Origin of the sequence: Allobosea sp. BK604 (genome assembly GCF_004341515.1) — a bacterium.
In the GTDB taxonomy this organism is placed as follows: Bacteria; Pseudomonadota; Alphaproteobacteria; order Rhizobiales; family Beijerinckiaceae; genus Allobosea.
On record NZ_SLZF01000015.1, the window covers coordinates 165,813 to 178,556 of the forward strand.

Annotated in this window: 16 protein-coding genes; all 16 read right to left on the reverse strand. The window is 65.7% G+C overall.

What is annotated here, in order from left to right; translation table 11 throughout:
* Position 1: 1 nt before the first annotated feature.
* Entirely contained in the window at positions 2-2,323 is a 2,322-nt protein-coding gene (locus tag EV560_RS33840; RefSeq protein ID WP_131860268.1) for a hypothetical protein, read from the reverse strand.
* 11 nt (positions 2,324-2,334) lie between these two features.
* Positions 2,335-2,808 carry a DNA circularization N-terminal domain-containing protein gene (locus tag EV560_RS33845; RefSeq protein WP_131860269.1) on the reverse strand — a complete coding sequence of 158 codons (474 nt, stop codon included), beginning with the start codon at positions 2,806-2,808 and terminating at the stop codon, positions 2,335-2,337.
* 9 nt (positions 2,809-2,817) lie between these two features.
* On the reverse strand, positions 2,818-3,261 hold the full coding sequence (locus EV560_RS33850) for a phage baseplate assembly protein domain-containing protein (RefSeq protein ID WP_131860270.1): 444 nt from the start codon (positions 3,259-3,261) through the stop codon (positions 2,818-2,820).
* Positions 3,261-4,403, reverse strand: coding sequence for a phage baseplate assembly protein (locus EV560_RS33855; protein ID WP_131860271.1), 1,143 nt, complete (start codon positions 4,401-4,403; stop codon positions 3,261-3,263). Before EV560_RS33855 ends, EV560_RS33850 begins: the two co-directional genes overlap by 1 nt.
* Position 4,404: 1 nt before the next feature.
* Positions 4,405-4,536 (reverse strand): hypothetical protein, encoded by a 132-nt coding sequence (locus EV560_RS36760; RefSeq protein ID WP_282568894.1) that lies wholly within the window; start codon positions 4,534-4,536, stop codon positions 4,405-4,407.
* 11 nt (positions 4,537-4,547) lie between these two features.
* Entirely contained in the window at positions 4,548-4,850 is a 303-nt protein-coding gene (locus tag EV560_RS33860) for a phage tail assembly protein (protein WP_131860272.1), read from the reverse strand.
* 8 nt (positions 4,851-4,858) lie between these two features.
* Positions 4,859-5,218, reverse strand: a complete 360-nt coding sequence (locus EV560_RS33865; RefSeq protein ID WP_131860273.1) for a phage tail tube protein — start codon at positions 5,216-5,218, stop codon at positions 4,859-4,861.
* Between the two features lie 28 nt (positions 5,219-5,246).
* Complete coding sequence (locus EV560_RS33870; protein WP_131860274.1) at positions 5,247-6,761, reverse strand: phage tail sheath C-terminal domain-containing protein; 1,515 nt, start codon at positions 6,759-6,761, stop codon at positions 5,247-5,249.
* A gap of 3 nt (positions 6,762-6,764) precedes the next feature.
* Entirely contained in the window at positions 6,765-7,025 is a 261-nt protein-coding gene (locus tag EV560_RS33875; protein ID WP_131860275.1) for a DUF2635 domain-containing protein, read from the reverse strand.
* A gap of 9 nt (positions 7,026-7,034) precedes the next feature.
* The gene (locus tag EV560_RS33880) at positions 7,035-7,637 is read right to left on the reverse strand and encodes a hypothetical protein (RefSeq protein ID WP_131860276.1); all 603 of its coding nucleotides are present in this window, start codon (positions 7,635-7,637) and stop codon (positions 7,035-7,037) included.
* On the reverse strand, positions 7,634-7,981 hold the full coding sequence (locus EV560_RS33885; protein ID WP_131860277.1) for a head-tail joining protein: 348 nt from the start codon (positions 7,979-7,981) through the stop codon (positions 7,634-7,636). The genes EV560_RS33880 and EV560_RS33885 overlap by 4 nt, the downstream gene beginning before the upstream one ends.
* 9 nt (positions 7,982-7,990) lie before the next feature.
* Positions 7,991-8,338: a DUF2190 family protein gene (locus tag EV560_RS33890; protein ID WP_131860278.1), complete on the reverse strand. Its 348-nt coding sequence runs from the start codon at positions 8,336-8,338 to the stop codon at positions 7,991-7,993.
* A gap of 71 nt (positions 8,339-8,409) precedes the next feature.
* Positions 8,410-10,539, reverse strand: a complete 2,130-nt coding sequence (locus tag EV560_RS33895; RefSeq protein ID WP_131860279.1) for a ClpP-like prohead protease/major capsid protein fusion protein — start codon at positions 10,537-10,539, stop codon at positions 8,410-8,412.
* Between the two features lie 15 nt (positions 10,540-10,554).
* On the reverse strand, positions 10,555-12,102 hold the full coding sequence (locus EV560_RS33900) for a phage portal protein (RefSeq protein ID WP_131860280.1): 1,548 nt from the start codon (positions 12,100-12,102) through the stop codon (positions 10,555-10,557).
* Positions 12,103-12,106: 4 nt separating this feature from the next.
* A complete protein-coding gene (locus tag EV560_RS33905; RefSeq protein ID WP_131860281.1) occupies positions 12,107-12,313 on the reverse strand; it encodes a phage head-tail joining protein in 207 nt (68 codons plus the stop codon).
* 5 nt (positions 12,314-12,318) lie between these two features.
* Positions 12,319-12,744, reverse strand: coding sequence for a hypothetical protein (locus EV560_RS33910; protein ID WP_131860282.1), 426 nt, complete (start codon positions 12,742-12,744; stop codon positions 12,319-12,321).

A 12,744-nucleotide genomic window follows, 5' to 3' on the forward strand; every position in this document is an offset into this window, starting at 1 on the left:
GTCAGATATCGACGCCCGCCTTCGGAGGCCGAACAACCTGCCGAAGGCGGATATCTTTGAACATGCCGCTCATCGACGTGCTCGTCGACATCCCAGCCGGGGCGTTCCGGAAATTGACGTCGAGCGTTGCGGCGCCCTCCATCCGACGATCGGCGTTTTCCCGCTCGCGACGTTCCCGCTGCACATGGCGCCTGTAGGCCTCCGCTGCCTCTCGGCTCTTCAGCTCGAAATGCAAGTGACCGGCCGTCGCCCGGGCTGACGGATTTGTATATTCGTCGAGGACGCTGAAGTCTTTCCCGTCTCGCAGCCCCGACGCTCGAAGCATCTCGCGAACTCGTTCCGCCATCGCAGCGCTCTGCCGGGGATCGGTGAGTGTGAAATCCCCCGCCAGCCCTTGAGCGTGCCGCGAACGCGTGCCTGCGTGATATCGATCGTTGAAGGCCGTGAACCGCTCGATACCTCCCATTGCTTGGATGGAGCGCGCGATATCGAGCACTCCGCCATGCACTCCTCCCCCGGAAAATCCTTGTCCGGGCTTGATCCTGAGGCCCGATGGGTCGCCGACCTGCCAGCCCTCATGTCGCTGCATGGCATCCAGCAGACGCGAGCGTTCCGTCGGCGTGTAAGCGCTCATCGGCTTGCTGGGATCGAAGCCCCCCAGGGCGCGGAGGTAGGCAGGCACGTTGTTCTCCGAACCCGGCGCCCACCGATTGATTGCCTGCCCGAGGTTGAGGTCTCGGTAGTTCTTCGACTCGAAGAGCAACTTTTCTTGAGCTCGGCGGCCCGTCGCGTAGTCGGGGAAAATTGCGAACCGCCCATCCGTGCCGGTTGCGCCCATCGACTGGGCGAACGGTCCATATTCGAGATTGCCGGGGTTGTTGTTCCGCCAAGAACGCGAGCCACCGGCGCCAACCTGTGCGCCCCCAACGCCACCGAGACGCGGCACGCTGATGCCGCTCATCCGGCCGGCCTGGGCGACGCCACCGAGGGCGGCAAGCTGCAGCCGAGCGCCTCCGAAGGACCCGTCGCCCGTCAGGCTCTGCTGCTGTACCGTCGCGTCGGCGGCTCGATCCTTGCGCAGCTGCTCGAGCTCGCGGGTCAGCGCCTCCAGCTCCTGAATGAGCCGGTCGCGCTTCCGGCGTTCCTCACTCGCGGTCATGTTGCCGTTTCCGAGCGGATCCGGCTCGCTCTCCTTTCGAGAGATCAGGTTGTCCATGACGTCGATCTGTCGGCGCAGTTGGTCGCGGCGCTCGATCAGCGGACCGGTGTCGCCGCGGCCCATCTCGCCAATGAACGGCACGCTGTTCTGAACGGATGGCGCAAACACGGGCTTGCTATTGAGCAGCTTCACCGCGTCCAAGAACCGACCTTCGCGCACCGCATTCAGGACATCAACGAAGGTTTTGACCGAGCTGAAGGCGGCTTTCGCGCCCTCTTCAATCTCGTGGAAGAAAGCCTTGATGCCGGTCTTCGTCTCCGGATTGTTCAGCCACTTTTCCGTGGCGTCCGTGATATCCTTCAGCATTGGCAGGATGGTGACCGCCGCGGTGTCGCGCATGCGAACCATCGACGTGATGAAATCGTCCCAGGATCGCTTGAGCTCCATCGCGGACTCGACCGCACCCTTTGGCAGCTGGCCGAGCTTCTTCTCGACATCATCGATCAGTTTGCCGATGTCCTCGCTGCCGAGGAGCCCAAGCTGCCGGTTTCCGAAGAGGCGCTCCGCGAACAGGCCACGCTCGATCGGATCGCGGATCCGTCGCATGAACTGCAGCGATCGCTTGTAGGCTTCGTCCGGATTGAGGCCGGCGTTGAGGTCGGCCCGAAGCTGCTGCGCCCAGCGGCTGGTCACGCCGCCCTGGCTGTTGAGCCACGTGAACGTGTCGCCCAGCCCCTTCCGAAACAATCGGCTGTTCTCGGCAAACTGGCGAAACGTCTGCTGCATCGCCTCGGGAGCAACGTTGAACCGCTTCCCGACCTCCTCAAGCACGCGCATGCTCTGCACGGTCATGTTGGTCTCGCGCGAGAGCAGCGCCAGACCGGCAGTCGCGCCGGTGAACGAACGGACGGCCAAGCCGACACCGGCAAGCACGCCGCTGACCGTCAGACCTGCGATACCCGCGGCATTGAGAGCGGGGGTGACGGTGTTGTTGATCTCGCGTCCGAAGGCCGTGGCGGCGCGCGTGGCGCCCTCCATGCCGCTCTTGAGCTTCTCTGTCGGCGCTGCCGAGCTGACGCCCTGCAGCATGCTCCGCAGAGTGCGCAGAGGGCCGGAGAACGCGTCAACGACTTCGGCCCGGAGCCTCAGGTTTTCGTCGGCCATCGTTTATGCCTTCAGACCGATATGGTCTCGTTCGCTGTCGCGGTTGTGCTGGCGCTCGCCTTCTCGGCGCTCTCCGTCACCTTGGCCTGGGTGTCATCCGAGGTGCGTAGGGGCTCCTGCGTCCCGGCCTCGAGGAATTGCATGTCGATCTCGACATAGCCGCCACGCTCGCGGCGCTCCGCGCTGTTGTACGTTGTGCACATGACGCGCATCGACAGCCCGGTAGGCAGAACGAGCTGCCCCGCGCCCTCCCGCTCCAGCGCGTCGATGAGCGCGTCGCGGTCGGCGGTGAAGACCGGGCCGATCAGATACCCAATCACGGAGAAGGCCCGGCCGCGTCGGCCCATATCCTCCGTGTAGGGATCGTCCCGCTTCGGATACTCGTGCGGAGCGAGACGCCGGCCGCCGCTGCGCGCGCCGAGCTCGACATGGAATTCAACGCCCCTGAACGAGGCGGGCCGTAGCCGATCGCGCCATTCTGACATCTGAGCGCCTCAGCCCTGCTCGAACTTGATCGCGGAGCCGCGGATCGTGACCGTGCCGTCGGCGTTCATGGTGATGGAAGCGTTGTCCCCGACCTTGAAGGTCAGTTTCTTCGGAGAATTCACGACGATGCCATCTTCGGCGAGATGCACGCTCTGGCCTTGGTTATCGTGAACCTGGACTTCGCCGGCCTTCATACCCTTCGGGCGGAAGCGCCGATCCGCTATGACGAGTGCAACCGGATGAGAGCGCGACCCGTCCGGGTGCACGACGAAGGCCTCGGCTCGCTTCGTGCTGCCGTCCGATTCCTTCGAGGGCGCTACCGGCCGGGAGCTGAAACCATAGGGCTGGACGTGCTCCACGCCGCGCGCCTTCTCGTCATGCGAGAGGTTGAGATCGACCTCCTGTAGCTTCGGATCGTCGTTCGAGGCTTCGAGTGTGGCGCGGGATACCATCAGAGCGAGACCACGTCGGAGGGCTCGGGCTGAGCCGGTTTGGTCATGCTGACGGGCGGGGCGCCCCCCTCGGCGTTTCCGCTGGCGTCGATGCGATCCGCGCCCTTCAGCAGCGCGGGGAGGATGAGGCTCAACACCGTCTCGGTCCCGGCCTGGCTGGTCTGGCGATGCGTAATCCCCTGAATCGCGAGCACTTTGGATCCTGATGGGAACAGCATCGGCGACTTCACCGTGACATTCTTCCCGACGCTCTTGATCCAGAGAGCGCCCTCGGGATCGTGCCACCCCTGAACCGTGATCTCTGCTTGGATCATCGTCGCGATATTCTCGGCGGCGAGGTACTCGGCATGCATCTTCATGTCGTCGGCGTCGCCCGGCTCGGGGGACCGGACGATGAGCGCCCGATTCTTCAGAGCCTCCGGATTGCTTACCGAGGCTGACGAATCGCGCGCTTGATCGCCCCAGCGCTGGTCATTGCCGGGTTGGCTGCCGAGTACGCTGATCCTGTCGTGAATGTTCTCGGCCGACATGATGGACATCGCCGACTTGATGTTCCGGCCTTCTTCCAGATGAGCCATGGGGCCTTCGCTGCGGTCCAGCCGCTTGCCGACGAGGTTGCCCTTCTCGTCGTCCGTCAGCCAGATGTTGCGCATCTGACAGAGGCGGGCGATCGCACTGACGACGGTCTCGCCAGGCTGGACATGGAACCTCGCAAAGGGCTTCTCGGCGCCGGCCGGGCTCCCGTCGATCCGAAACTTAATGCCATGTGGCTTGAGCAGGTTGTTGGAAATGCCGCTGAGCGTGTTGTTCTTGAACCCGCCGGACTGAGCCACAGAGGCATAAGCCAAGTCCGCGGTCTTGGATGACGCCTGCACCTGGAGGGCGTGACTACGCGCGTCGTAAACGACCTGGCGGGTGGCGAGCAGACCGTTGGCGACCTCGACGCCGGCGAGGCGGCACGTGCAACGGTCTCCAATCTTGAGCTTCTGCCCGGCCCATGTCCCGCTCTCGATCGGGGACGCCGCAGCAAAGGTCATGATCGACGCGGTCTGCTGAAAGCCACGCTGAACCGTGACCGTCTCCCAGTCGCGATAGATCGAGCCGTTCACCATGAGCTCGGCGATTTCCGCGGGGTTCGGCATTTCAGGCGCCGTCCTCTGGTGCGATTTCGTCGAGCCACGCAGCTGTGTGCTTCTGAAGCTCGACCAGAGCCTCAACGGACAAGCCGAGGAGCCACTCCAGCATCCCGCCGCCGTGGCTCTTGTTCAGCGTCATCACCAGCTTGATCAGGTCCCCGCCAAGCCCGCTCCGAAAAAAGGGGTGAGAGCCCAGCCGATTGCCACGAAGTCGTTCGGCGCCAGCTGCGCCACTGCAGACGGCGGCACGTTCGCCAGCCGCGCGATCATGTGCTGCATCTTCCGATCGTCGTGGAAGATGGTGTTGTTCGCGCCATCGAGGCGGACCGGGTTGCCGACCTCGATGATATCGAGGGCCGTCGGCTCGCGGAGCTTGAGCTCGGCGATCGTCTCGCCGTGCGCCTCAATTTTCTTGTGCAGGGGGAAGGTCATCCCGCCGGTGTCTTCAGCCACGGGTCACCTCAGAGCTGCGTGCAGGATTCGCCTTCAAAGCGAACTGCGAACTGGCCCTCGCGGGCATTGATCTCGGATGCATTCGCTCGCCAAGCATTGCGGAGAACCCAGACGTCGCCATTGGCGAGCTCGGCGGTGACGGTCTGGTCGACCATCGAGTCGATGTCCTCGACTGACGTCCCCTCGACCAGCGAGACATCGCCGGCGATGAAGGGCACGCGCGGCACCTCGGAGAAGCCATGGACATAGTCCTGGCCGGCGATGCCGGCGCGCTCGAACGCGCTCGGTGAGATGGTGAAGTTGCCCCGCAGGGCGAGCTGGCGGCCGTCCACCTTCCAGTAGGCGACGCCAGCGATGCGCTTGGCCATGAGAGTGATCTCCGTTCAGAGGCTGGCGTCAGGCAGCGGCCGCGTCGGCATACTGCAGGCGGAACTGCGCGAGCACGGCGAGGTGGCGCAGCTGGTTGATCAGGTCCGGCGGATAGAGGACGTCGACCCGGTTCACGTCGCTGCCGTTCCGCTGGACGATCAGCGCCGCCTTGAACGCCTTCACGTTTTCGACCAGGCCGTCGTACTCGCAGCGCTCGTACTCGGCGACGATCTCCGCCCGGATGATATTCGGCGTGACGACGGCCTGGCCCGGCGAAAGCCGCGTGCCGTCGTTGGCGAGCTTGTGACGGGGATACTTGCCGGTGATTGCGAGCCGCAGGCGGCGCAGGATCTCGGCGAGCGTGGCGAGCGTGGTGGCGACCTCATAGGCGCCATCGGGCTGGCCGAGGCTATTCTTCTGGTAGGTGGTCTGCTCCCGGAGGATCATCGGCACGCCGTCGGCGGTCGTGCTCTGGATCGCCAGACCGACGCCGGCCAGCGCATTAAGCTCCGTCTTGCTGAAGCGCGAGGACTTCGGCGCCGGCAGGATGCCGGTGAGGGTCAGCGTCTGCAGCGGGCGAGCGGGGTCATTGACGATCGACTGCGCGGCGCGGGCCGCGTAGGCCGCCGTCCACTCCCAGACCGGCGATGGAGAAGTGACCTCGATCGCCTCGACCGAGATGACCGGGCTGTTGTTGTTCGGGCCCCAGCTGATCAGGTTCGCATAGCTGTCGCGGCGGACGGACCAGACCTGGCCGAACACCTCGCGCATCCATCCCCAGCGCCCGGAGTCGCCGAAGCCGAATTCGGTGCCCCAGGCGGTGATTGACCCGGTATCCGTGTGGCCCATCGCCACGAAGTCGTAAGGCTCGTCTCCGAGCGCCGCGATGGCATTGGTCCAGTCGGGCACGCCGGTGCCGCCGGTGAGGACGTTCGAGGCCGGGAAGGTCATCGCGAGGCCGGTCGGGCGAACCTCGCCGCCATTCGGCCCGAGAACATTCTCCTCGACGCGAACATCGTTGCCGGTCGCACCCTTCCACTTCGCGGTGAGCGTCACCGTGCCAGTCGAGGCGACAGCGACGACAGGGAGCGTCGTCTTCGCATTCACCGCCGCGGCGATCTTCGTCCCAACCGTCGTGGTGGTGTCGGAAGCCGTCACGCCGATCGCGAGCTTCTGGCCGGCGATGTACAGCGAGATTGTCCCGGGCGCCGTCGGCGCATTCGTCACGACCAGATCGGCCGCCGCCTTCACCCCGGCGCCAGGCTCGGCGATCGGCAGCAGGAACACCGGCGTGCTCTTGTTGATCGCCTGGAACTTCTCGAAGGCCTGCGCCAGCGGCGAGCCAATGCCGCCGAGCGCGCGGGCTTGCGCGACCGAGCCGCACGCGATCACCGCATCGGCGACGCCGGTGCCGGCCGCGATCTTGTAGTCGGTGATCAGCGCATATTTCGGCTGGTTCGGCGTCGCCGCCTGCGACGGATCGATCTCGATCGAGACGAGCGGCAGCTTCCAGCCGTTGGGGATTTGGTTGAAGGACACCATCGCTTAGGCCTTTCCCTTGCGCTTGGACCCGAGTTCCAGCGGGTCGGCTTCTTCGGCTGCCGGATAGGGATCGACCTCCTCGGCCACCTCCGCCGGCTTATCCTCCGCGGCCTCGACCTTGACGCGCTCGATGTCCCGGTCACGCAGGCGGCGAAATGTGAACTGATCCTCGGGCCAGAGGCCGCCCTCGTCGGGCAGCAGGCCAGCGACCGGATGCGAAAGGTTCATGCCCTTCCGCGCCGGCTTGACGGCGATATCGGCCATGGGGGCCTCCTAGGGGGTGGGGGTGGTCTCGACGATCACGAAGCCGGACTCCGGCGTCTTGTAGGTCGTGCCGAGCGGGCGGGCCTTGAGGACGAGCGTCCTGAAGTCGTCGGGGAGCAGCGGGGCGAAATCCACGGATGTCCGGAACGACAGCTCGAGGCGGACCTCGACGAAATATTTCTCTCCGTCCTGCGGAAAAGTCCGGCGTCGGCTGATGCCGGTCACTGCCTCGAAGAGCGGCTCGCGATCCGGATTGCCATCGTCGAGACCAGGATCGAGACCGAACCGTGTGAAGCTCGGATCGCACAGCAGAAGCTTTTCGATCAGGTCGACGTCAGCGTCTGCCTGATCATCAAGGGCGGTCGGTACACCGCCCCCTCGGACAACAGAAACGCCGATCGTCACCTCGCTATCGAAGCTCAGCGCGCTCGAATTGTCATCGCCCAGCGGCGTCATCCGCTCGCTCAGCAGCGCGACCGAGATCGCCGGCAGGACATCAGGCTGGAGCATCGCGACGGGAACGCGGCGCACCGTTTTAAAGCCATGCGACGCTTTGAGCGCGAACAGGCGAGTGAAGATCGCGTCTCTGATGCGGGTGGCTTCCGTGCTCATGGCCCGACGATCTTCACGACAAGCGCATAGCCGCCCTGGCCATCGTCACCATCGTCGACCATCTCGCATAGGCCGACACGCGGCAGGCTGGCGTAGGCGTCGATATCGATTTGGTCGCCCGGCTGCGGCAGGATCGGAAACTCACCGATGCGGATGCCGATGACGAGTACATCCGTGCCAACCGCGCTGCCGTCCTCGAGCTGAAAGTCCGCTGGGCGCTTGCCCCAGATGCCTCGCCCCGGATACGCCGGCTCGCCGGGTTGGGACACCGCGGGGAGGATCGTGATCGGCCGGGCGAAAGCAGCCATCGCCGGGCCGAGCACAAGGGCGTTGAAGTCGATCACGACGATTGATCAGGAAGCGGCAGGCAGCGAACCGCCATCGAGGCGGACACGTCCAACGGCCGAGGGGTTGGCCGCAGCCTCCGACGCAACGCCGACGAGACGGTTGCCGCTCGCGACGGTCGTGAAGCGCGAGTTGGTGGCGTCCCAGTAGACCTTGGCGCCTTCCGTCCAAGCCTGGGCCGAGAGCTTGGCGAACTCGAAGACGCCCGTGGTCTTGCCGGCGAAGGGGAGACCCTGCGCCGCCGTGACGGTCGAGACGACGAAGATATCGCCGATGATGTAGCCGCCGCCGCTGACGACGCCGCCGGACGGAGCGGTGAAGGTGAGGGTATCCCCCTCCTGGATGAAATTCTTCATGGGGTCGGGTTCCCGCGATGGATGAAGGGGAAGCCGACGGCGCCTCGCGCGCCGCCGGTCTCAGGCGACGCTTACGCGCCCGGGTTCTTGGAGAGGCCGCGCCAGTGGAGCGCCTTCACGCCGGCGTCGAGCCGCACCTTGAACTCGGTGCCGTCCACGCTCCACCCGTCCTTCTGGTCCATGAAGGGCGTATCGTTGCCGTCGAGATAGGTGACCTCGATCGTGTCGGTGGAGTTGGCGTCAGCGGCGAGATACCAGGCCGTTGCCGAGCTCGCATCGAGGCGGGCATCAGCAATGACCTCGGCCATGCCGGCGACGCGATTGGCAAGCGCGGCATTGTTCTGGCCCGGCTCGGTCTGCGACGCCATGATCTGGCGCGCCTTGCCGCCGAGAGCCACCGGCACGAGCAGGAACCGCGGCGAAATGTTCAGCGCGGCCGCAATGTTGTCGGGGTCCTTCTGCTTCGCCATCGCGGCGCGCGCGGTGTCCAGCGAGTCGGCCGACAGAGCCGCGCCGGTGAGCAGGTTGCCGTGGTTGGCATGGAACAGCGCCGTGCCGTCCTGCATCGTCGGGTTGCCGTTGATGATGGCGAACACCAGATTGCCGATGGTGCGCTTCGCGGCGCGGCCCATCCGCTGCGGGATGCGGGTGATCATCCCGAGGTCGTCGTTGATGATCGCCTGGCGGGTGATCGCGAAGATCTTGCCGTAGGTGGCGATCTGCACGGTGACGCCGGAGTCGCCGATCGTGCCGTACTTGTACTCGCCGCCCTCCTCGACCTTGTCGAGGCCCGGGAAGAGGTTGAGATCGATTCGCGAGATCGGCCGGAAGTCGCTCGCGGTGCCGCGGGCGGTGAAGCGGTCGAAGGTCTCGTCGACCTCGGCGTAACCGTTCTGCAGCGCGCGATAGGCGGTGTTCGCCAGGATGCTCGGGAAATCCGAGGTCGAGTGGAGACCGGCGGCGTTCCGGGTCGTGAAGGCCCGACCGACCATGTCCATGCGGTTCATCGTGCCGCTGCGGATGTTGCGGGAGCTCAGGTACGAGCGGGCGAGTTCCGACAGCGTCAAGCCGACGAACTCGTTGTTGCGAGCCGCGGTGCGCTCTTCGTCGGTCATCAGGCTCGCGCCGAGCGACTGGCTCGCGCGGGTGAGCAGGCCGAGCCGAGCGCCTTCAGCCCACCGGTCGGATGCGTCCGCCCCAACGTGAATGCGGCTGTCGACGTTGACGGTGGTGCCGTTGCCCTCCGCCTGCTCCTGCTGCTCGCTGAAGCGGTTGATGATCCGGGTGTTCGCCTGATCGACGGTCAGGCCCTCGCGAACGAGTTCGTCGGCGAAAGCCAGATCGAGACGCGCAGCGCGGACGTTGGCGGTGATGCTCTGAACTCGAGCGCGCTCGGCCTGAGTCGCCTCCTGCCGGATGGCATCGGCGTTGACGGTCTCGGCGGCATTGGACCCGCCGCGGTTGTCCTGGGGCATGTCAGCTCCTTGGTGTGATGCGGCGGGCGCCGCTTGGTCCGGGCGATCCGCCCGAATGGTGGTCGGCCGCGCGTTCACGCTGACCAATTGAGCGGAGGTGAGGAGCGCGCACGCGGCGGTACGCATCGGCTCGGCGACGGCCGTGGCAAAGCCCTTCTCAACGGCCTCCTGTGCCGAAAAGTAGGTATCCCCGGCCATCATCAGGGCGTTCATCTCGTCCGCCGGAATGCCCGTGCGGCGCGAGTAAATGTCGGCGACAATCCCACGTTGGCGGTCGATCTCGTCGGCCATGTCGCGGAGGTCTTCGGAACTCCCCCAGGCGCCGCCGGCGACGTCGTGGATCATGATCGAGGCGTTCTCCGCCATCGTGATCGTCTCGCCGGCCATGGCGATGACGGAAGCGATCGAGGCGGCCATCGCATCGATATGGACGTCCACCGGCTTCCCGCAGGCGACGAGCGCGTTATAGATCGCGAGCCCTTCCATGACGGCGCCGCCGGGCGAATTGATCCGCACGGAAATCCGGGGCTGGCTCGACAGTTCGACCAGCGAGGCCATGACGTCAAGAGCTCGGATGCCCTGGGAGAACTCGCATAGGTAATCGAAGGGATCGATCACCCCGTAGAGCAGGATCTCGCCGTTGATGACGAGCGAGCGGGTGTCGCGTCGCTCGGCGCGCGTCTGCGTCCCCGCCGCAGGCGCGGCAGACCGGTTGTCGTTCGGCATGCTCTGATGTCCTTCTCAGGCCGTGGCTTCGGCCGGCGCCTCGTCCGGCGCGTTCGGGTCGGCGTCCTTCTGCAGCACGCCGCGGCTTGTGGTCTTGCGCGGGTCGCTATCGAAAATCAGACCCTGTTCGTCCGCGCCGGCATTGTCGGCAATGATCTGGCTGGTCACCTCTGCGGGGTCTTCGCCGTTGCGCCGGATCTCGCCACTCCGGGAAGCCAGACCGGCCCGGATGGCGGCCTGCGATCCGCGGATCTCCGTCTCGGGATCGATCATCACGCGCCGCGGCGGCGTCCAGCCTAGCGTGAAGGGCTCGGTCGATCCGGTCGCGACGTAGGCGAACTCCCGCGTCCAGCGCTGCAGCGGACCGTGGAACTGCGGGATCAGCATGTTCCATTGCCATGACTCGATCGACCGATCGAAGTCGATGCGGCCGAGCCGGCCGGAAGAGTAGTTCACGCCCGACCAGTCGCCGGTGAAGCTCTCGTGCGAGATGCCGAGCCCGGCAGCGATCTCATGCAAGGTCACCTGCGAATAGGGCTGGAAATCGCTGGTCGTCGGCGGCGTGGCGAATTTGACGTCCTCGCCTTCGCCGCCACGCCAGATCATGCCCGGCTCCATCTGCTCGATATCGAAGCCGCTGGGCGTCGTCTCAAGGGGAGAGCCGTCTTCGTTCGTCGCGCCGTTGCCGTCATCGCGCGTGGTGATGAAAGCGCTGAAGCAGGCGGCGATCTTCTGCCGCATCAGCTGGGCGTCGGTATAGTCGGCGAAGTCACGCATCCGCACGATCACCGGTGCGAACCAGCTCACGCCGCGCACCTGGCCGGGACGGTCGACCCTATAGACGTGGGCGATGAAATCGGCGGAGACCCGCTGACCGCGCGTCGACCGCAGCATCCCGCTCGCCATGGCGCCGGGGTGCTGGTCGAAGAGGTAGTAGGCGACCCGCTTGCCGCGCAGGTCGAACTCGACGCCCTGGACGGCGGTGTTGCCGTTGCTCAGCCTGCCATCGACGCTGCTGTCGATGAAATCCGGCTCGAGCACTTGGATCTGGAACGGCAGGGCGTATCCGTCTTCGGCGCGCCGCGGCCGCTTGCGCACCAGGCATTCGCCGGCCTCCGCGACCGTCCCGACGATCAGTTCCTGAAGGCCGTAGAGATTGTTGTTCCCGTCCGCATCGATGTCCGTCGAATCGAAGTGACGATCGAGCAGGGCCTTGATCTGCGCCGCGCGCTCCGGCCGGGTCGACCGGACGTTGGGCATGATGCCGGTGCCGACGACGTTCTGCCCGATCAACATCTTCGCCCGGGCCGCGTAGGCGTTGTTTCGCACCATGTCGCGCGCGACGTCGCGGATGCGGCCTTGCGCCATCTGGGTTTCGGCATTCGCGTCGGTACCAACAGCGCGCCACCCCTGCGTCCGCCGCGAGATCGAAGCGGCATCATAGAGGTTACGCGTCGCAGCCATCCGCGCGATGCGATTGCGCGCCGTGGCCCGCTTCTCGCCCCAGCCAGGTGCGAAATAGCTGATCGCTCGATCAAGGCGAGTCATCGACGAAAGCGACATACGCTCAGAACCCCGATCGAAAAGCTGCCACGCGCGCGCGGCGCGGGGGCCGCAGACCAAGCTCCCGCATCAGTGCATCGCGGACAGAGCGCATCTCGGTCAACGACCGGTACTCGACGCTCTTCCCGTCGTAGCTGACGCGCGTCGCTCCGGACGCGATCGCGGTTGAGATCGCGTCGAGCTCAGCCTGGATCTGCAGCGAAGTGCGCATGTAGATCAGCGGCCCTTGCGAGCGTCGGTTTCGCTGGTCGGCTCCTTGGACGAAGCCTTGCCTTCCTTGCCCTGCTTCTCGGCGCCCTCGGCACCGACCGAACCCGAGCCTGCGCCGGCATCCACCGACGGATGCGAGCCGACAGGAAGCTCCGTGACCGCCTCGGCCGTACCCGCCTGGGCGGTCGTCAGGACGCGATGCGCACCATCGCCCTTGACCCGGACAGCGAGTGCGGTCCCGTCGGGATTGGTCACCGCGACGACGAGCGACTCATCGCCGAGCGCGGCCTGAACCTCGGCGTCGCTCACGTGATCGATGGGGAGACGCAAATTCGTGCCGCTCGGGTCCAGTGGCGCCCCGGGATAAGACCAGACGCCATTGGTGCGGACGAGCGTGCCGTCGCCCTTTTCCAGCAGATCCTTGATGTCCAT

Excerpts from the sequence above, each read along its gene's own strand:
- EV560_RS33890 (WP_131860278.1), bottom strand. The coding sequence starts at position 8,338 with ATGAAGAATTTCATCCAGGAGGGGGATACCCTCACCTTCACCGCTCCG.
- EV560_RS33865 (WP_131860273.1), bottom strand. The coding sequence starts at position 5,218 with ATGGCCAAGCGCATCGCTGGCGTCGCCTACTGGAAGGTGGACGGCCGC.
- EV560_RS33910 (WP_131860282.1), bottom strand. The coding sequence starts at position 12,744 with ATGGACATCAAGGATCTGCTGGAAAAGGGCGACGGCACGCTCGTCCGC.
- EV560_RS33895 (WP_131860279.1), bottom strand. The coding sequence starts at position 10,539 with ATGCCGAACGACAACCGGTCTGCCGCGCCTGCGGCGGGGACGCAGACG.
- EV560_RS33845 (WP_131860269.1), bottom strand. The coding sequence starts at position 2,808 with ATGTCAGAATGGCGCGATCGGCTACGGCCCGCCTCGTTCAGGGGCGTT.
- EV560_RS33855 (WP_131860271.1), bottom strand. The coding sequence starts at position 4,403 with ATGCCGAACCCCGCGGAAATCGCCGAGCTCATGGTGAACGGCTCGATC.
- EV560_RS36760 (WP_282568894.1), bottom strand. The coding sequence starts at position 4,536 with ATGACGCTGAACAAGAGCCACGGCGGCGGGATGCTGGAGTGGCTCCTC.
- EV560_RS33900 (WP_131860280.1), bottom strand. The coding sequence starts at position 12,102 with ATGTCGCTTTCGTCGATGACTCGCCTTGATCGAGCGATCAGCTATTTC.
- EV560_RS33850 (WP_131860270.1), bottom strand. The coding sequence starts at position 3,261 with ATGGTATCCCGCGCCACACTCGAAGCCTCGAACGACGATCCGAAGCTA.
- EV560_RS33840 (WP_131860268.1), bottom strand. The coding sequence starts at position 2,323 with ATGGCCGACGAAAACCTGAGGCTCCGGGCCGAAGTCGTTGACGCGTTC.
- EV560_RS33875 (WP_131860275.1), bottom strand. The coding sequence starts at position 7,025 with ATGGCCGATATCGCCGTCAAGCCGGCGCGGAAGGGCATGAACCTTTCG.
- EV560_RS33870 (WP_131860274.1), bottom strand. The coding sequence starts at position 6,761 with ATGGTGTCCTTCAACCAAATCCCCAACGGCTGGAAGCTGCCGCTCGTC.
- EV560_RS33880 (WP_131860276.1), bottom strand. The coding sequence starts at position 7,637 with ATGAGCACGGAAGCCACCCGCATCAGAGACGCGATCTTCACTCGCCTG.
- EV560_RS33905 (WP_131860281.1), bottom strand. The coding sequence starts at position 12,313 with ATGCGCACTTCGCTGCAGATCCAGGCTGAGCTCGACGCGATCTCAACC.